Annotated in this window: 26 protein-coding genes; 3 read left to right on the forward strand and 23 right to left on the reverse strand. The window is 30.3% G+C overall.

Annotated features, from left to right (window positions below):
* Positions 1-8: 8 nt before the first annotated feature.
* From FAY47_RS00225 to FAY47_RS00310, 21 genes are all read right to left on the reverse strand, one after another.
* On the reverse strand, positions 9-272 hold the full coding sequence (locus FAY47_RS00225) for a hypothetical protein (RefSeq protein ID WP_143314253.1): 264 nt from the start codon (positions 270-272) through the stop codon (positions 9-11).
* Positions 273-338: 66 nt separating this feature from the next.
* Complete coding sequence (locus FAY47_RS00230) at positions 339-599, reverse strand: sporulation transcriptional regulator SpoIIID (RefSeq protein WP_143314255.1); 261 nt, start codon at positions 597-599, stop codon at positions 339-341.
* 17 nt (positions 600-616) lie between these two features.
* A complete protein-coding gene (locus FAY47_RS00235; protein ID WP_143314257.1) occupies positions 617-1,216 on the reverse strand; it encodes a hypothetical protein in 600 nt (199 codons plus the stop codon).
* Complete coding sequence (locus tag FAY47_RS00240) at positions 1,194-2,378, reverse strand: hypothetical protein (RefSeq protein WP_143314259.1); 1,185 nt, start codon at positions 2,376-2,378, stop codon at positions 1,194-1,196. Before FAY47_RS00240 ends, FAY47_RS00235 begins: the two co-directional genes overlap by 23 nt.
* A 484-nt stretch (positions 2,379-2,862) precedes the next feature.
* Positions 2,863-3,672, reverse strand: coding sequence for a DNA adenine methylase (locus tag FAY47_RS00245; RefSeq protein ID WP_347562775.1), 810 nt, complete (start codon positions 3,670-3,672; stop codon positions 2,863-2,865).
* A gap of 64 nt (positions 3,673-3,736) precedes the next feature.
* Positions 3,737-3,919 carry a hypothetical protein gene (locus FAY47_RS00250; protein WP_143314752.1) on the reverse strand — a complete coding sequence of 61 codons (183 nt, stop codon included), beginning with the start codon at positions 3,917-3,919 and terminating at the stop codon, positions 3,737-3,739.
* Between the two features lie 59 nt (positions 3,920-3,978).
* Entirely contained in the window at positions 3,979-4,884 is a 906-nt protein-coding gene (locus FAY47_RS00255; protein WP_143314261.1) for an ATP-binding protein, read from the reverse strand.
* A 39-nt stretch (positions 4,885-4,923) separates the two neighbouring features.
* Positions 4,924-5,283, reverse strand: a complete 360-nt coding sequence (locus tag FAY47_RS00260) for a hypothetical protein (protein ID WP_143314263.1) — start codon at positions 5,281-5,283, stop codon at positions 4,924-4,926.
* Positions 5,284-5,318: 35 nt separating this feature from the next.
* Positions 5,319-5,462: a hypothetical protein gene (locus tag FAY47_RS20050; protein ID WP_185966660.1), complete on the reverse strand. Its 144-nt coding sequence runs from the start codon at positions 5,460-5,462 to the stop codon at positions 5,319-5,321.
* Positions 5,459-5,866 carry a RusA family crossover junction endodeoxyribonuclease gene (locus FAY47_RS00265; RefSeq protein ID WP_143314265.1) on the reverse strand — a complete coding sequence of 136 codons (408 nt, stop codon included), beginning with the start codon at positions 5,864-5,866 and terminating at the stop codon, positions 5,459-5,461. Before FAY47_RS00265 ends, FAY47_RS20050 begins: the two co-directional genes overlap by 4 nt.
* Before the next feature lie 172 nt (positions 5,867-6,038).
* Complete coding sequence (locus tag FAY47_RS00270; RefSeq protein WP_185966661.1) at positions 6,039-6,470, reverse strand: sigma-70 family RNA polymerase sigma factor; 432 nt, start codon at positions 6,468-6,470, stop codon at positions 6,039-6,041.
* Positions 6,471-6,481: 11 nt separating this feature from the next.
* Complete coding sequence (locus FAY47_RS00275) at positions 6,482-7,588, reverse strand: sigma-70 family RNA polymerase sigma factor (RefSeq protein ID WP_143314269.1); 1,107 nt, start codon at positions 7,586-7,588, stop codon at positions 6,482-6,484.
* Positions 7,589-7,592: 4 nt separating this feature from the next.
* Positions 7,593-7,898 (reverse strand): hypothetical protein, encoded by a 306-nt coding sequence (locus tag FAY47_RS20735; RefSeq protein WP_143314271.1) that lies wholly within the window; start codon positions 7,896-7,898, stop codon positions 7,593-7,595.
* Positions 7,899-7,969: 71 nt separating this feature from the next.
* Positions 7,970-8,752, reverse strand: coding sequence for a DnaA/Hda family protein (locus FAY47_RS00285; RefSeq protein ID WP_243129483.1), 783 nt, complete (start codon positions 8,750-8,752; stop codon positions 7,970-7,972).
* A complete protein-coding gene (locus tag FAY47_RS00290) occupies positions 8,667-9,773 on the reverse strand; it encodes a hypothetical protein (protein WP_143314272.1) in 1,107 nt (368 codons plus the stop codon). Before FAY47_RS00290 ends, FAY47_RS00285 begins: the two co-directional genes overlap by 86 nt.
* A gap of 27 nt (positions 9,774-9,800) precedes the next feature.
* Positions 9,801-10,676 carry a recombinase RecT gene (locus FAY47_RS00295; RefSeq protein ID WP_143314274.1) on the reverse strand — a complete coding sequence of 292 codons (876 nt, stop codon included), beginning with the start codon at positions 10,674-10,676 and terminating at the stop codon, positions 9,801-9,803.
* 13 nt (positions 10,677-10,689) lie between these two features.
* On the reverse strand, positions 10,690-11,802 hold the full coding sequence (locus FAY47_RS00300; protein ID WP_243129484.1) for a lambda-exonuclease family protein: 1,113 nt from the start codon (positions 11,800-11,802) through the stop codon (positions 10,690-10,692).
* The gene (locus FAY47_RS00305) at positions 11,803-13,551 is read right to left on the reverse strand and encodes a hypothetical protein (RefSeq protein WP_143314276.1); all 1,749 of its coding nucleotides are present in this window, start codon (positions 13,549-13,551) and stop codon (positions 11,803-11,805) included.
* A gap of 1 nt (position 13,552) precedes the next feature.
* Positions 13,553-13,717, reverse strand: coding sequence for a hypothetical protein (locus FAY47_RS20055; protein WP_185966662.1), 165 nt, complete (start codon positions 13,715-13,717; stop codon positions 13,553-13,555).
* A 58-nt stretch (positions 13,718-13,775) separates the two neighbouring features.
* Positions 13,776-13,928 carry a hypothetical protein gene (locus tag FAY47_RS20060; RefSeq protein ID WP_185966663.1) on the reverse strand — a complete coding sequence of 51 codons (153 nt, stop codon included), beginning with the start codon at positions 13,926-13,928 and terminating at the stop codon, positions 13,776-13,778.
* Between the two features lie 111 nt (positions 13,929-14,039).
* Positions 14,040-14,273, reverse strand: a complete 234-nt coding sequence (locus FAY47_RS00310; RefSeq protein ID WP_143314278.1) for a helix-turn-helix transcriptional regulator — start codon at positions 14,271-14,273, stop codon at positions 14,040-14,042.
* Positions 14,274-14,440: 167 nt separating this feature from the next.
* On the opposite strand from FAY47_RS00310, the gene FAY47_RS00315 reads away from it, so the two are divergent.
* Positions 14,441-14,806: a helix-turn-helix transcriptional regulator gene (locus FAY47_RS00315; RefSeq protein ID WP_143314280.1), complete on the forward strand. Its 366-nt coding sequence runs from the start codon at positions 14,441-14,443 to the stop codon at positions 14,804-14,806.
* Between the two features lie 8 nt (positions 14,807-14,814).
* Here FAY47_RS00315 and FAY47_RS20065 read toward each other — a convergent pair whose 3' ends face one another.
* The gene (locus FAY47_RS20065) at positions 14,815-14,961 is read right to left on the reverse strand and encodes a hypothetical protein (RefSeq protein ID WP_185966664.1); all 147 of its coding nucleotides are present in this window, start codon (positions 14,959-14,961) and stop codon (positions 14,815-14,817) included.
* A 632-nt stretch (positions 14,962-15,593) separates the two neighbouring features.
* Here FAY47_RS20065 and FAY47_RS00320 point away from each other — a divergent pair.
* Together FAY47_RS00320 and FAY47_RS00325 are read left to right on the forward strand one after the other, a co-directional pair.
* Positions 15,594-15,872 carry a helix-turn-helix transcriptional regulator gene (locus FAY47_RS00320; protein WP_143314282.1) on the forward strand — a complete coding sequence of 93 codons (279 nt, stop codon included), beginning with the start codon at positions 15,594-15,596 and terminating at the stop codon, positions 15,870-15,872.
* Positions 15,850-17,421 carry a recombinase family protein gene (locus tag FAY47_RS00325; protein ID WP_243129485.1) on the forward strand — a complete coding sequence of 524 codons (1,572 nt, stop codon included), beginning with the start codon at positions 15,850-15,852 and terminating at the stop codon, positions 17,419-17,421. Before FAY47_RS00320 ends, FAY47_RS00325 begins: the two co-directional genes overlap by 23 nt.
* Positions 17,422-17,447: 26 nt before the next feature.
* Here FAY47_RS00325 and FAY47_RS00330 read toward each other — a convergent pair whose 3' ends face one another.
* On the reverse strand, positions 17,448-18,365 hold the full coding sequence (locus FAY47_RS00330; RefSeq protein WP_143314284.1) for a sulfide/dihydroorotate dehydrogenase-like FAD/NAD-binding protein: 918 nt from the start codon (positions 18,363-18,365) through the stop codon (positions 17,448-17,450).
* Positions 18,366-18,422: the final 57 nt, after the last annotated feature.

Consider the following 18,422-nt stretch of genomic DNA (forward strand, 5'->3'; position numbering starts at 1 on the left):
TCTAATTATCAAATTCCTTGTCTTAAAATGTTTCCTTCTAAATCTTTTATCTCTCCAGTAAGTAAATTAATATTTGCATCAACTTTTGTACCCTTAACAAGATATTTGCATCTTACAACAGAATAATTTTCTTTTGCATTAAGCTTGTCAGCTTTGTCCACGTAATCCATAAACTTTTTAGTATCTCCATTTAGATACTGGATTATACCTCGTAGACAGTATGCTGCAGCTTCATTTGATATTGATTTATTCTTTAAAGGTTGTTGTACCATATTCATTCTCCTTCCCCAAAAGTGCCCTAAATTTTAATAAATATACTTTACATAATATTATTATTGTTAAGCTAGATTTTTCATATCTGAGTATTTAATCATTGTAGCTATACCACCTCGGATACTTCTTTCTTCCTTATTAGTATCTAAAACTTTCCTCACTTCTTTATGAAGAACAGGATCTAATTGAGGAAGTCTTTCTGTTAAATCCTTATGCACAGTTGACTTACTAACTGCCAATGCTTTTGCTGTTGCTCTTAAAGTTGATCCAGTATCTACAATATAAGCAGCTTCATCCTTTATTCTATTAACTATATAATCTTTCATTTTCTTAATCTCCTTTCTTACTTTTCTATCCTTTCAAACTCAATTACCCAAACCCAAGGATTAGCATCCCATCCATAAAGATTTAATTGGTCCTTTTTTATAGTTGTACCCCACAATCGTGCAAAGTTACCTAATGATGTTAATAATTCTCCACTATTGTTTAAGGCATTATCATCTTTAAATCCTTCTTTTATTGCTTTTGTTCTAGTCATATCCTGCAATCTTTCAACTTTAACATCTGTAACCTTTAAAAATATCCTTGCTGCTGACTTTGGCATATGGATACTTGGTTTCCACCCACCAGTAAAATTTTCATCAGTTGCTTTATATACAAACTTGTTTGCTTTTGCATCTAAGTATTCTTGTACTGGATTTGTATTCCACGTTTCTCTAACATAAAGAATATCTCCAACTTTGTAAGGTATTTTAATATACCCCTTTTCCCCTATATGCGAATTATCATCGTATACCGCAACAAGTTTATTATCTTTTTTATCTATCCATGCATTTTCGATGGTAGCTTTCCTATGTGATTTTATAATTCTTCTTGTAGTAGTCTTTCTCCCCTCCAGTATCGCCTTAACCATTTCCGTATTAAATAATATTGGCTTTTCCATTACCTTTAACCTCACCTTCTAAATAATCACACCATTTTATAAATCCAGTTATCATAGGCCTTACATTTGCTCCACCTGCCCAACCTGCAAACCCTATAAATCCATTTTCATTAAAGCTAATACATTCACGTTTTTTAAAATAATGTGCATCGACATATATAAACGCTTTTATTATCTTGCTATTTGTTCTACACTTTGTCCTTATCTTTGGATGAATTACCATAGTTTCTAAAACTTTATTTTCCTTTACAAACTTTTTAATTTCTTCACCAACAAAATCCCTAAGTTTTTCTACATCTTTTCTCTTAATATCCTTATAAGAAAGTGCTTTTTTATCAAAGTATTTTCTTGCTGCTTCACTACTTGTTTCAAATGAATCTTTTTTATTTTTCTGTATTCTTCTGAATTGAAAATCTTTTACTATAGGATCAAACAATTCAAAATCCGCTATATTTGTATAATCTGTATCATTTAATATTACCCACCACATATTATTTATATTGTGATATACTTTACCCCTTTGAAGCCTTCCTTTGTAATCTCTAAAATACTTCACTTGACCGTTGTATATTGTCTTCTTATCTCTATCTTCATTGTTATGTCTTTCTTCTACAGTAGTTCCATCTAAATCTGAAAGATTAAAATTCATATTTTCTTGTGGTTTATGCCAACTATCTACGAAATGATACTTAACTTTCTCTTCAGCTAACTTGTAATCTTCTTTGGTATCACAGGTAACATTATCAACAATACTCTCAATAAATTTTTCTATATATTCTGTTTCCTTTATCCACATTAATCTTATAAGATATGGAGCTATTTTAAATTTATTAAAATCATAATATCCACCACTCTTATTTTCATAATTAATATTTTGAAAAAATTCTATCTCCCAACCTCTAGGATACCTTTTGGCTTTAAATTCCAAGTCACCTTTTCTACCATACCAATGATCTTTATTTAAACATTTATAATATTTCTGTATTCTTGGATCTCTCCCAATATTAAATCCACGTTCTTTCATAAAATTTAAAACTCTATTTAATATTGGATAATGCGCCCACTTATCTCTATCTTCCCACCTATCATGTTTTTCATCTGTATCATTAACAAAAGTTATACTAAATAAATCTTTATTAATGCTATAAGAATAACCTTTCATTATTTTCCCTTCCCCCTTAGCTCTAAATTAATCCCAAAATGCATAATATTATTAAACCAATTATCCAACCCAACAAGATAGAATTTATAATCTTTATAAGTTCTACTTTGTTCTTTATTACATATCTTTTTATGTCCACTTTATACTTCCTCCTTATTTGATTCATTTATATAAGTCTTCCTAGAGAACTCTCCTTTTTTATATACAATTACATATTCATTCATTGTTCTACATCACTTTCAAAATTATAAATTTCATGATATAATTAAACAATTAGTATATTGAGTAAGGCCAAAGCCAAGGAGACAATTAAACAATCAGCAATACAATTAAAGGAGGGATGTACAATGATATTAAAATCCACTTTTAAATTATTCATTGCTATCGCTAATATTATTGAATTATCTTTGAATTTAGGAGTATTCTCATTCAAAATTGCTGGCTGGTCCTCCTGAATATACTTATTCTTTCTAAATCAACTCTTTTAAATTGAAAAAGATATTTGTTTTGATAACTCAAAATTAAACCACAGAACTTCAATTCTTTCTTTCCCTTGTTCTGCATTAGTACAAATTTCTTTAGTATTCCAATCTTTTAAAACATCTTCATACAACTTACTTTTGTATCCTGAAATTATTACAGATCCTGAATGATTTTTTAATAATTCCAATAGTTCTAAATGTTCTTGGTCATCTGTCATTTCAACATTGTAATATCTTTGTCTTCTGGTACTTAATAAGTAAGGTGGATCAACATAAATTAAACAATCTTCCCTGTTGTACTTTTCAATCAAATCAAAAGCATTTCTATTTTCTATTTCTGCATCTTTTAATCTACTAGCTGCTTCAAGTATTCGTTCAGGAACTTTGTTCCAATCACCAGTTACTCTTTGTTTTGTCTTAGCTCCTAAAACTGGACCTGCATGTCTCCAACTTGAAGAATAATATTGCATACCTGCTCTAGCCATGTTGCACCTTATTAAAAATTGTCTAGATTTTTCAATGTTATCTAGATTCTTATCATTTCTTTTATAACTTTCCTGATATTCTTCTCTACTATATGGAGTTAAATAAATACTATTGGCCAATTCTTCAGAATCATCTCTTATGGTCCTAAACAGATTTACTACCTCACCATCTAGATCATTTAATATTTCAGTATTGCATGGAGGTTTCAAAAAGAATACTGCTCCGGACCCAAAGAATGGCTCTAAATAAATATTATGTTTTGGCATCATTTCAATTATCTTTTCACCTATAGACCATTTACTCCCTGGCCATTTTAATACTTTCAATTTCATCACCTCACTTTACTGCATCTTTTCTATCCATTTGCTACACTCTTTTTAGTATTGCTAATTAATCATATCTTTCATTTTTACCTAATACCCAACGTAAAGCACCAATAGTTGCAGAACAATCTATAAGTTGAGTTTCTAAAACATCTTTTGGTATTTTACCCTCTTTATAAGCATTACGATAATTTTGAATAGTCCTTTGGGTTGCTTCAATTTCTTCTTGTATTTCTTTTTCTGGCTTCAATGACATCACCTTCTACTCTAGCCTTATCCCAAAAACTCACCCTTTCTTAGTATTGCGTATTAAGATATTGAAATTTCTTTATTTTCAACAATGCAATTTACAATTCTATTTGTAAGTACATTTGTTATATTGGCACATGATTTTTCATTAATTGTAGATAAGAATTTTTCGATTTCTTCCTTAGAAAACTCTGTATTAGGTATAGTTTTCAAGAAAGATTCAACAATTCTGTGCTGAATTTCATTACTTGGAAGTTTCATTTCATATTTAAGCGAAAATCTTCTTTTTAATGCTTTGTCTATCATATCTTCCCTGTTAGTAGCCCCTAATATTATTGAGCTATTGTTAAACTTATCTAAACATTGCATTAAATTTATTACTACCCTCGAAAGTTCTCCTACGCTATCTGTACCACGTTCCAATCCTATAGCATCTATTTCATCTAACATGAATACACATTTTAAACTTGATATATAATCAAATACTTTTTGTATGTTTTCACCTGTTTTCCCTAAGTAGGAACTAATCAAATTACTAAAGTTTAAATATGCAAAAGGTACTTTTAACTTATAAGCTATATATTTACCTAACATAGTTTTGCCGCACCCTGGAACCCCATATAAAAGCAGAGAGTTTAAATATCTAATGTTATATTCAATAAGCTTATCATTAACCTTATAAGTATTAATAACTTGATTAATAATATTTTCATCTTCTTGGGTTATTACATATCTTTTTTCATTAAAAGTAAGTTCCACATTTTCTACTTCTACAAATCCTTTTATATTAGGAGGTACTTCAATTAAATTTAAACTGGAAGTATTTAATTTTCTTAAAACATTGTTTTTTACCCAGTTATCACATTTTTTATTATTATTTTCAAGTAGCACCTTTACACATTTTTTAGCTTTGATCAAATCATTATCTGAAACAGATTCAAATAATTCTCTTGTTATATTATCCATTAATTTTTCTCCTTTCGATTGGTACACAATTTCTACAAACTACGAATTTAAATAAGTTGCTCTATCATAAGCTAAACTTGATCTTAAAACTTCTATCTGCATCCTATGATTCTTCAATGTTTCCTTACATACATCTACATTGATTTTAGCTATATCTCTTGCATATCTTAGTTCAGCAACCTTCTCGTCACCTTTAGCATAATTAAGAACTAACTGAGCAGGTTCATTTCTGCCCTTTGTTCTATACTCAAGTTGTTTCTTAGCAAGTGCTTTTCTGTACTCTCTTTCAGCACTTGCTAATTTAATACATCTATCATTAAGTCCATTAGTCAATTTATCTAATGTTCCCATTGCTTCACTAAGCCTATTTAGTTTTTCTTCTGGAAGTATATTACACATTTATCCATCCCCTTTATATTCAGTATTTACCAATCCTAATGAACTTCTCCAATATCCACAGGTCTAACAATTAAAAAACCTATTAAATTGATTGCCACTAGATATACTGTTTCAATGCATCCACATACTTTTACATAAGCTTGTTTAGCTTTAACTAAGACTTCATCTCCTAGCTTCATAAAGCACCTTCTTTTACTTCCTCTATTTCAAATTCAACTCTCTCAATTTCCTCGGTAAACTTCTTTTTTACTATTAGCTCTACAACTTGGCTATCATCTCCATATGCTATCTTGTTAAGGCTATCTAGTAGTATCTTTGCTATATTATCTGCATCAGGTTTCTTTTGCGGATACTCTAGCCCTTCTCTAATAGCCTTAATTCTTTTCTTCGCATATGATTTAGGTATTTTATAATAAGCTGTTATTGCTGCTCTTACAGGCCCTTCAAAATACTTACCCGCCTGCTGCTGATAGCAAAGCTTTACCCAATTCTCATAATTCACGCTATCTTCTGGTGTCATAGCATGGCCATTATATACTCTAGGTCTTGCCTTCCCTTTTATCTTTCCTTCAACTTTTATCACTTTCTCTCCTCCTACATGAAACTGATAGTTAATTGAGAAATAGGAAGTGTGTTTGTAGTGTTTTTCACTCCTATTCCCCCTACTATTTAATTTTTCATCTTATTTGCCTCTCACTCAATTAATAACTTCTTATTCTTAGCTAACTCTTTATATGCAGTAGTCTCTTCACCCCTTAGGAAACTAGTTCTTTACAAATTATTTTTTTCAGATTATTTTGAGCTCGTTTTATTCTGCTATTAACTAATGATCTTGATTCTCCTAATATCTTTCCTATATCCCCCCTCTTTAAGTCCTCATAATATAGAGCTACTAGTATTTGCCTATCTTCATAATCAATTTTGCTTAATAAATCTTCAACATATACTCCATCAATTACTTCATTGATTCCATCTTCAATAGATAACATATTGTTTCCCACAAATTCATTTTCCCTATTGGTGAAACCATCAACAAACAAAAGCATAACTCCTTTTCCTGATTGAATCATTTCCCTATTTCCTATCATTCCATATCCAATAAGATCCTCACATTCAAAAAATGTATTTTTCTTATATCTATTGGCTATCTTATTAACTAACCCGATATGTTCTGTTACATCAATCATCTTTATTCCCCCTAAGCTATAGTTGCTTTTAACTTGAATAAAGATTTTATTTCCTGGTACCATTCATCTAATTCTTTTTCATCTCTGAAAGCAATTATTAAACTTTCTCCATCAAAGAGAGATACATTTTCTTCAGTTACCTTGTAATCACCATTTTCACCTTCAACACTTAAATTAGTTACTTTTAATTTTTTTGGCTTTTCAAAACACCCTATTGTCTTTTTCTCAAGAATCCCTATTTTTGATTCATTAACACTTTTCTCTTCAATAATCAGATTACTTTTTTGCTTTTTCCATGAAGTCAAATATGATGCAGCTGTATTCTGACTAATCCCAAATTCATTCTTTAGTTTATTGATTACATCTTTTCTCTCTTTTTCCGGACTAAAATTTCTATCTAACCAACTAAAAACTAATTGAACCTTTCCTACCCTCATTTCTGATCCTCCTTCAAAGATTTCCTTAATATTATTTATTGCTTTTCTCTCTATCCTGCTTACTTGTACCTGGCTTATTCCTAATATTCTTGCTACCTCAATTTGAGTTTCGCTTGCAAAATATCTTAAATACATAACCTTTTTTGATTTATCATCCAAACTCTCTATTGACTCTTTTAGAATAAGCTTGTTTACTATATCTTCTTCTCTTTCTTCACTACCTTCTTCTCCAATCTTATCTATTAGTAAAATTGGTTGACCATCTTTGTGATAGACTGTGTCATATAAATACTGAATACTTTGTGAAGCCTTAATTGCTTTTTCAACATCTGCTTTATTCTCATCCAAAACCTCTGCTATTTCTTCACTAGTAGGTTCTCTATTCAAATTTCTATTTAACTCTGTTCTTATAAATCTAACTTTATTTCCTAACGTTTTTGTATTTCTATTTATTTTAACTAATCCATCATCCCTAAGAAATTTTCGTATCTCTCCTTTAATCATAGGAAAAGCATAAGTAGAAAACTGCACATTATAGGATGTATCAAAATTCTTAATAGCTTTAATTAGTCCAATGCATCCAATTTGTACTATATCCTCGTATTCAACACCTTGAGGACATATTATTTTTTGAGCTATACTATGAACTAGTCTAAGGTGATCCTCTGCCTTTATTCCCATGGATTCACCTGCATTCTTGAAGCTTAGCTAGTTCTTCTAATCTACTTCCTAAATTTATAGCGAATTCTTTTACTTCTGCTTCTCTTGCACTATGTTTTTCATTCTCTAACAAATAATCAATAGCTAAATTAATTCCCTTATATACACATCTATCTGCTGCTAAATCTCCTGCCGCTCTTTTAGCTCCTGGTACATTCCCAGCTTCATTTTCTTTAACTATGATTTCTTTTTTATCCCTTATCATAATTCTTAAAGCATGTTTTATAATACACGCTGCTTTGTAATCAATTTCTAAATTAACATTTTTCATTTAATGTTCCCCCAATTCTATTAATTTGTAACTCAGGAGGACTAGTTTATTACTATTTAGTCCTCCATGCTTTATTTTCTGTACTTCCTTAACCTGTAATTAAATTCTCTTCCTTGAAAAGTTGTTATAAACTCTCCACAACTTTCAAGTATTCTTCCAGCAAGTGCTTCATCTAAATCTATTAACATTTCTGGTGTACACTCTGTACTAAAAAGTGTTGGTAATTTATTTGCATATCGAAAATTTAGTATTGGATATATATGCTTCATATCAGCCTCTGTTAAATCTCCAACAAGCTTGCTATGCTTTATCTTATCTTTATACAAATCATCAATTACAAGCACCTTAGCCCGTTTGTATCTGTTGCTCAGCGTTGAATAATATTCCTCATTCATGGAATTAACTTTTAGTTCTCTTATAGCCTCTAAGTACGGCATATATACTACTGGAACTTTTCTTTTTATTAAAGCTGAACCTATAGATATAACAACATGCGATTTTCCTGCTCCACTCTGGCCAAATGCTCCAAATGAATTTTCCATGCTACCCGTTATCTGTTCAAAGTTGTCAATGTAATAAATAGCTTTTTGCCGGAATACTTTCGTTACAGGATCATATGGTTTGTACTCACTTATGCTTTTTACTTCATCAGCTTTTACACCATAGTTCTCCCAAAGCCTTTTTATATAATTCATTTCCATGCAGCCACATTTTCTATATCCGTTAGTACCTAATACCCATCCTGTACCTTTACAACTAGGGCAAACATTAATATTCTCCCGTATCTTCGACTTCATCCCACTTTCTGTCGCTATTCCCTTTGCTGAAGTCATAGATCTCGCTTTTGCATTCATTATTCTGTTCAGAATTGCTTCTACGCCCTCCATCTGTCTGCTCCTTTCCTTTAGTCTGCCAATTTTGTAGTATCCCAAGGACATAAGAATAATTATTTATTTTTCCTCTCTTCATAGCTATATCTGCTGCTTCCATTAGCCAATCAGCACTAAAAACACTTATATCTGCTGATATAAACTCCATTAACTTAGCGGTCATAAGAAATCCACACTTTTCAAAGTGTTTAAAAACTGCCATATTATTCAAATCAACAACTGCCGACTCGGATACGTTACATGGTTTATGGTTTGTGGTTTTAGGTTTTAGGATTATGGTTTTAGGATTATGGTTTATGGTTTTAGGATTATGGTTTTGTCCCCTTATCGTAGACGAATCGTTACACGTATCGTCAGAATTGGCATTATTAGTGCTGTTGTACATATCGTTACACGTATCGCTAGTGGTAACGTTGCACGTATCGTCCACGTTACTGTTTTGTGTATCGTTATACGTATCGTCCCCCGTACCGTTATACATATCGTTATGCGTATCGCTATTTAAATCCATATTTTTTTCTGAGCTATTAACAAAATTATTATCTCTGGCAGCACTATTTTTGAATTTGTACATATATTCTTCTATAAATTTCTTTATTGCAGGATTCTTTACGTGTACAACCATTTGGCTAATTAAATTTTTGTCTATAACAGTTGATAAATCTTTTCTTATACAATCAAGCATTGGTTTTCCACCTCTATTTAAGTTGTACTTGCCATAATTCTTAATGCATATTTCTTTAGTTTGCTCATTATAAATTATCAACTCATGACACTTAATAAACCTATCCATTAAGCTATTAACTGATTCTATTGAATACCCTAAATCAAAAGCCATTTGTTTTTTTACTATCTTGTAAATCCCAATCATATTTGTACAAGGATTAGTAAGAAGATATAAATAAAAGTATTTATCTTCAGGTGTCATTTCTTCCATTACCTTTGAATCATTCCAAAACTCTGTATATACTAATCTAAATGCCATATAACACTTTCCCTCCTCTGAGGGGATTTACTCCCCTGTATTATCTTCATAAGGTGTTCCTTTGAACATATCTTCTTGTTTCTTTGGTTCTTCCTCATTCTTTTCTACTTTGTAATCAGTATCCACTGCATTATTAGGATTATCAGGATAATTCAAATCTTCATGATTTAAATCATCTAAATTGCTTATTTGTTTTTCTACTATTGCTTGATCTATTTCTATTGCCTTTTGCATTTCTACTGATAAGATTCCCCATTTAGTCAAACCATTTTTTAAAACTGTTTTTTTAGCCATAGCATTAAAATCGCTTTTCCAGGGTCCACTATTATATGTTTTTGAAAATCTTCTCGCATGAGCTTCAACACTTTCTTTTGTCCAATATACTGTTTTTTCAAATCCATTAAGCAATCTCATATAAAATGCATATCCAATTATTTTCTTTTCACCATTATCATTTGTAAGTTCTAGTTCTATTTCTTCTGTCAAGGGATTAAATAATTTTAGTTGCCCATCATAAACCTCAATAACATTAAGATTTTTATATTGTCCTGTCCTAAGTGCTAGTTGAACATACCCCTTATACCCAACTTGGAATTGTGCTTGTTTCCCATAAGGAATAATCCATGCAAAGCCAAACTCCTTATTAATTGGTAAATCTAATGTTGCTGCTAATAAAGCTGAATTTACAACACTATAACCATCAACATTTTGAAATTTATTATCAGAATTATAAAGACTTATTATACTAGCCATAAATCCTGAAGCTTTTTTCCCTAAAATTTCAATAAACTTCTTTTTCATGTTTTCATTTGCTAAAATATTTTTAGGATGTACCATGGTTTGAAGATTTTGTGTGTTTTGATTATTTTTATTAGTAACTAATCCTCCATTTACATTTGCCATTGTTTATTCCTCCCTATTTACATTTAGTAATTCTCATATTTACATACTCTGTACTGCCTTTTAATACTGATTCATAAGTCAATGGGTACTTCTCCTTTAATAACTTATTATCTAGGGTATCTCGCTTAATTTGGAATCTAGAAACCTTGTATAATCCATCAGTACCTTTTTGGGCATTTCCTAAATCAAGAAAAATCTCTTGCTTAAGTTTTTCTTTTTGCTGCTCTAATTCTTTAATCTCATCTGATACTTTTTGATAGTTACTTAACTTTTCATCTAATATGTTAACTACACCAATATCATTTAAGGCTTGTTGTTCCTTTATTTGGTCAGTTTCCACCGCCAATCCTGTAGGGGATGGGGCTACTTTTTGAATAATATGTTGAGTCCAAAACTCCTGGCCAATATTCCTTAAAGCTTTAATATCATCTTCATCTCGAGGTATTACTTTCCACTTAACCTCTTTACCCAAAAGATAAATTATTAGAAAGTGTTTTAATCCTGTAACACCCATATACCATTGAATCTGGCAATAATATGTGTCAGGGATATCTTCTCCTGTCCACATCCTTTTTAAGAACTCTGAACCAGTTTTTATTTCTAAACCAAATAATTCTCCTGGCTCAATACTCCAAAATTCTCCTGTATCTCTATTTTCTCTATACTTCCATTGGTTCTCTAAAAGCCCTAATCCATCTATATTGGCTGAGAAGTATGGTATTTCTCTATCTATCATCATGTATGGATACTCATAAGTCTTTAATGCAATTCCTGTATCTTCTTCAAAATCATCTTGAATCCATTCCCTAATATATGGTTCCATCCTAGTACCAAATTTTGTATGAATGTTCCCTTTGAATTTATCAACCAACCCCAATTTGTCATTAAATACTGTTAATGGTGAAGCATATTTACTATATCCTGCAATTGCTCCTATCTCTGAACCACCTATTGAATTAACTCTTTGCTCTAGCCAATGTTTTCTGTCCTCACTATCTTCTCTACTATCAAATACCACTTTTGCTGTAGGAAAAATATCTTTGTTTTCAATAACTTTTACCTTTCCTTCACCAGTAACTCCAAGAGCTTTTCCGTTGTCACAACGAATAAACTTCATAGTATCCATCTAGATCACTTCTCCAATCTTTTCAATTTCCACTTCTCCAGTTTCAGTAGCAACAACTTGAGTTACAAAATATTGATACTCATCATTTTTCATTTCTTCAAGTAACTTTTCTCTTGATACCATGTCTAAAGATTCAAACTTATCAAGACAAATTACCTTTAATTCGCCACATTGAGCCTTGGCAACTTTCATCGCAAGTTCAAGTTTTTCTCCATCACTTAATCCATCTATAAGTGTTCCATCAATTCTTACCCTTCCATCAACATCTACACTTATTCCTTCAACTGGCATATTAGCAGTTCTTAAAAGTTCTCCTGGAAGTGTTCTTGCTTTTTCAATTCTTGCAGTAAGTTCATTAGCATAACGCTCCTTTGGTGCTAACTGGTTATCTCTAATTTCGCTAATCTTATCCCACTCTCTTAAATATGAAACCATTTCTTGTACTTTATTTGCTTCTTCTTGCAATGATTCTATTTGTATTTCCTTATGTTCCTCTAAATACGTGGAAGCTTTTCCAATCCTTATTTCTTCTTTTTCAATCTCTGATTTAACTTTTTCATCAATTTGATTTTTTTCTGTTTTTTCTTTAGAATCTATTCCTAACAACTCTTGTTCTTTAGCTGCTATCTTATTATTTTGTATTGATATTAAATCTTTTTGTTCAGCTACGCTATCTACTAACTGCTTTTTCGCACTTTCTATATTCTCATTCAAGGAATTATCTATTGCATCTAATGCGAATTTGTAAGTTTCTTCTAAATTTTTCTTTCTTATTGCAAATTCTTCTTCTAGTACTTTTAAATCTTTACTATACGTATCTTTAGTTGCATTAGTCTCAGAATTACTTTTATTAGTCAACTCTTGAATCCTTATGTCTAATTCACGATCTGCACTATTGATATAATCATTTGTTTTTTCAATCTTAGATTTTGAGAGTGTCAAAATATCTTTAATATCTTCGCTCTCACTCTTATATCTAAGAGTAATTCTTGATTTCTCAGATTCTCCATTAGCCTTTAAACTTTCAACTTTAGAATCAAAATTTTCTTTTAGAGCTCTAGCCTCAGCTATCCATCTATTGATGTCTTGAGCTTCTTTAACTTTGTTATAGTATTCCTGAACATTTTTATCTTTCCATTCTTCACCGTTATACTCTGCAGGTAAATCATCAACTATTACTTTTATCTGAGCCTTTAGTTCCTTCACTTTCCTATTGACTTCTTCACGTTCATTGTAGTATTGTGTTTCTATACTCTTTAGAATGAGTAAAATATGTTGGTCATAGTCGATATTGCCAGGGAGGTCGCCAAACCAATTAGTAATATCGTCTTTATTCCATCCTATTTCTAACATACTTAACAAGCTCTTAGTTTGTTCTCTAACACTTAAATTAATCCAATCTAACGGTCTAAATATATTCCCATTTACTAAGTCCTTTAAGAACTTTTCTGAAGATTTAATTCCGCCTTCATCTTGCCTTAGTTTTAAATAATCTGCCTTTTCTTTTCTAACCCTTCTATCAATACTAAGTCCATCATTTGTCTCAATATATATAGTTGCTTCATCTGAACCATGCTTTATTACTTCTGTTCTCCTATCTTTGTTGAGAAAAGTCTTTTCTATTGATTCAATTACAGTCGTTTTCCCTGCTCCTTTTGGTCCTTTAAAAATATTAATTTTGCTAGGTTCTACTTCTAGTTCATCAACTCCAATAAAATTGTTAACTCTTAAAAATGAAATTTGTGACAAATTAAATCCCTCCTAAAATTTTATTTACAATGGTTATAAAACTAATTAATGAGAATATAGTTAATCCACCATTAATAAGTACCCCTTTTGGATTGTTTGATATTCTAAACTCTCTACCAGCTACTACCGAGAGTATTGCAAAGAAAATAGCTATTAATATCATCATCTTTAATTCCCCCTATTTACTTTTTTTACATTATGTCTACCTAAAATAGTTTAGGCAATTAAGCCTCTTTTTCTTTTGAGTATTCATTAACTAAAACCTCACACTTTTTGACTCCAAGATCATTTATTAAAATTTGTGCAAGCCTTTTATGAAACGCTTTTACTGCTTCTGAGCTAGGATTATTCATTACTTTTGCTGTAAAAACTTTCATGTAATCCTCCTAAAATCGTTATTACATTTTATTCTTTTGTGTTATCATCGGTTACAACACTTTTCCCACTCCTTTCATAGTGTTTTTTTTGCACTAATGGACAAACTAAATTTAAATAGTATTTGTTGACTTTAAATCAACTTTGTCGTTAAAAAAAATTTCATCTACTCTTTGTGGAGTTAGATTTAGAACTTCTTTAACTATAGAAATATCTTTTCTACTAAAATCATTAACTCCATTTAACTTTTTACTTAAAGCACTCTTAGTTATTTCTAACTTCTCTGCTAATTGTGTTCGGTTGACTTTGTTTCTTAGCATTTCAACTTTAAGTTCTGTATTATTCATTGAATCACCCTCTTTCTTCTAAGTTGACTTTAAATCAACCTTATATTTTTATAATAGTTGAGTTCAAGTCAACTGTCAAGTACTTTTATAATTTTTGTTTCTAATTTATCAACTTTAATTTATTTGTAGTCAACTTTATTTATAATATAAGTAATGGAGGTGAGTTTATGGCAACTTTCGCAGATAGGCTAAAGCTACTCAGGAATGAAAAAAGAATCACACAAGAAAAATTAGCTGAACAATTCTTTATAACGAAAAGTGCAATATCTAAATACGAAAATGGAATTAATGCCCCAGAAAATAGAATGCTCCAAGATATGGCTGACTTTTTTAAAGTATCAGTTGATTATTTATTAGGCAGATCTGATATACGTAAAGAAGAGATAAACAATTATGAAAGTTCATATAGTGCAAGAGATAAAGCACAAGAGATTTTAGAAGTAATAAAAAACGCTGGAATTGATCTTAACAATATTGATTATGAAAAATTAGAGCAACTTTTAAAATTAGCAAATATTGAAAAAACGAAGTAGTCCTAGCCTCAGCTAGTACATACTTCGTCTTTTTTGCAATGTTTTTCAATAAATTCTATATTTACATTCTTACCTTTGTCAGGGAACCTTTCTAATATAATAGTTATTTGAGTTAAACACATTTCTTCTAAGCTTACAGTATTGTTATTAGACATATACATCCACCCCTTAATCCTTATAATATGATTTTACAACTTTTCCCCTCTTCATATAAAAACATTCGTTCGTATTTTTTGATTTATAAAACAAAAAAACAAGGTTCTTACATCGAGACATAATAATACTAAAAGCACCAGTTCTAAAAACTTACGGTTCATTGTCAACTGTCAATGAAATAAATTAATCTTTTATTGACTATTGTCAATGCAGTGCGTTTTTTTTATTATGTAACCATGTAAAAATCTTGTTCTTATAAATGTTATAAAGTTTTTACTTATATGTGACTATCATATAAATTACTCTATTTATATGATTCGTATGCTGAATTATTCAGCATAATATGTACTTTAATTTCTATTTTTGTTTATTTTACCACATATTGCACTATAATGCAACATTTTTACTAAAATAGAATTTACATGATTTACTTTATTCTATTATAAACCCACATATACATCGCTGATAGCGATACTTTCGACAACTAAACAACTTTTTAACTACTTAAAATTACATTATAATATTATTTATATGATATTTATGTAAAATACTCCACCATTCTACTATTTAAACTTAAAATCGCTATAGTTTATATTATAGATGGTAGCTTCTTAAAAAGGAGTAATAACGAATGATAAATAAAAACCCCAAGATTAGATTAAAATATTACAGAGAACAAAAAGGTATTTCTCAAAAAGAACTCGCTGAAAAAGTTGAAACAAGTCAAAGCTATATATCTGAGATAGAGAAAAATTTAAAGAGTCCCACAATTCGAATGTTATATCACATCTCTGAAGTTTTAGAAATTTGCCCTCATCTATTATTACCTTGTATAATAGATTGTAAAGGAAGAAATAATTGTAATCTTTGTGAGGGGAATGAAATAGATGATAAAAGTAGCTATCTATAGTAGAAAGAGTATTTTTACAGGTAAAGGTGAATCAATCGAAAATCAGGTGGAAATGTGTAAAGATTATTATTATAGAATGTATGGAACAAATGTAGAGTTTGTTATATATGAGGATGAAGGATTTTCTGGTGGTAATTTAAAAAGGCCTAGATTTCAAGAATTATTAAAAGATGTAAAGTTAAAAAAATTCAAAGCTCTAATTTGTTATAGGTTAGATAGAATTTCTCGTAATGTTGCTGACTTTTCAAATACTCTTGAATTATTGCAATCCCACGGAGTTGATTTCATATCTATAAAAGAGAACTTTGATACAAGCACTCCAATGGGAAGAGCTATGATTTATATCAGTTCTGTTTTTGCTCAATTAGAGCGTGAGACTATCGCTGAAAGAGTAAGAGATAATATGCTGCAATTATCTAAAACCGGAAGATGGCTTGGTGGTACTCCCCCTATTGGGTTTGACTCTACAAGGGAAACATACATAGATGAAAACTTTAAAGAACGTAGCTTAAGCAAATTAGCCCAAAATAATGATGAATTAAAAATAGTAAAGGAAATTTATAAGAGCTATAAGGAAACGGAGAGTCTAAATCAAACAAGTAAACATTTTATTATTAATAATATAAAAGGTAAACTTGGCGGTGATCTTGATAAAAGCGGTATAGCAAATATCCTTCAGAATCCCGTGTATGTTAAAGCTAATGATAAAGTTATTAACTATTTGCGTTCTGAAGGTTATGAGGTGTTTGGAGAACCAAATGGGAATGGCCTGTTGAGATATTCTCAAGATACAAAAGATAAAATAGCAGCGGTAAGTAAGCATAGGGGAATTATTGATGCTGATGAATGGTTAGAAGTCCAAAGGATACTTAAGAGTAACACATTTAAGGCTCCTAACTCAAAATCAAATACAGCTTTACTAACTGGGCTATTAAAGTGTGGCAAATGTGGTTCATCTATGAATATTAAGTATGGTTCCATCTATAAAAATAATGATAGAGCCTTTTATTACAAATGTGCAAATAAAACTAAATCAGGAGGAATAAGATGTAATGCATCTAATATTAATGGTGATATAGCAGAAAGACTGGTAATTGAAACAATTTCAGCTTACAATGAAGATGCTTTAATTAAGGAATTAGAAAACTTAATTGAACAATCTAAAAAAGTGGAAGTTGATAAGCCAAAGGATCTTGAAAAAGAAATCTCTTCTCTGGAAGATAAAATAAAAAGATTAATTTCAAAGCTATCCCTTACTGATGATATAGAAATTTCAAAATTAATTATGGATCAGATTACTGAGAACAAAAAACTAATAGCAAAATTGAAAGAAGATCTTAGTTCTGAGATTGATAAAGAAATTGAAATTGGACTTTCAAGAAAAGAAATAGATGATGTATTAAATAATCTAAAAAATTTCAAATACATTTTTCATAAAGCAACTACTGATGAAAAAAGAAAACTGTTAACTGATTTACTTGAAAAGATTGTCTGGAATGAAGAATCTAAAGACATAGAATTGTATTTTAATATTCCTAAAAAAAAATAGATACCCTTTTGGGTATCTTGCCCAATTCATGGCATTTTAGTACAAGTAGCACAAATTCCTTCTCCACAGCACATTTTAAAATTATTACAACATGAAAGTTTTATATCATTTCTATTTAATTCATTTAAATACTCAATCACACCATGAGTTAAAATATCTGCACCTGCTAAATGTATAAACTCTATGTTCTTATCCTTAATTGAATGATCTATTATAAATCTGCCTTCATCTGACAACTTTCCATTATGAAGTAGATTAGTTTCTTTAGGAAATATTCCATACTTCTCAATATATTCTTTCGCAAAGTTCTCCTTAAATGGGTTGCAATCTACATAAACATCTACCTCATTTTTATTAGTTATAAGCTTTCTAATAACTGGCATCATTGGCGCCATCCCTATTCCTCTAGCAAAAACTAAACAATTTTTCCCCTTTTGATTAGCTATATTCTCTAGTCCGAATACACCATTCCAGTATGGACCTCTTATAACTATTTCATCATATAAATTTATTCCCCGTAATTTCTTTGTTTTAATTCCTCTAATTTCAATAACAACTGTAATTATATTATTTTCTATATCTGACTCCATAATAGAAATTGGAATATCAAAGAAATAATTTTCATCTGTTCTTATAAATATATAACTTCCTGGCTTCACCAAATCTAGAGCTAGCTTATGAGGAGCAATAAATTTAATCATAGAAGCTCCACTATCGAAAGTATTAACCTCTATAACCTTACAAGTTATAGCCTTTCTTCCCTCTTTAGCTTTCATCCCATTATTGAAATATTCTTGATATACACAAACTCCTTTCCAGTTTAAACAATCACAAAAACATTCTCCATGAAGTTGAGAACATAGTATGCATTCACCTGATTCAGCTAATTTACATGGACAATATTCTGTTCCACAGTCAATACAATCCACTTTTTCTTTAATCATTAAGTACTCCTTAATAGAAATTACTCCTTATAATAAAGTATTTTTTAAAATCTAATT

This window comes from Clostridium sp. HBUAS56017, from assembly GCF_007115085.1.
Classification (GTDB): domain Bacteria; phylum Bacillota; class Clostridia; order Clostridiales; family Clostridiaceae; genus Clostridium; species Clostridium cibarium.